Annotated in this window: 1 protein-coding gene; it reads left to right on the top strand. The window is 59.9% G+C overall.

The features are described 5' to 3' along the window. Positions 1-17 precede the first annotated feature (17 nt). On the top strand, positions 18-272 hold a 255-nt coding region (locus SM753_RS20620; protein WP_323192932.1), incomplete at its 3' end, for a hypothetical protein.

Genomic DNA, 272 nt, shown 5'->3' with positions numbered 1-272 from the left:
GCCCGCTGGTCCGTCAGATGCGTGAACAGGGCGTGCAGGCCAAATTCTTCTCCGGTGACTGCATCGTCAATGAAGAGATGGTCACTGCTGCAGGCGGCCCGCAGTACACCAACGGCATTTACATGACCTTTGGCAAAGATCCGCGCCTGATCCCGGAGGGCAAAGCCGTTATCGAGAAATTCCGCGCCGGTAAGTTTGAGCCGGAAGGCTATACCCTTTACGCCTACGCTTCCGTGCAGGCGATTGCGGCGGCGTTCAAGGCGACCGGCGGC

Origin of the sequence: Halostella sp. PRR32 (assembly GCF_034808085.1) — an archaeon.
In the GTDB taxonomy this organism is placed as follows: Archaea; Halobacteriota; Halobacteria; order Halobacteriales; family Natronoarchaeaceae; genus Halostella; species Halostella pelagica.
This window is presented reverse-complemented; position numbering and strand designations above follow the sequence as displayed.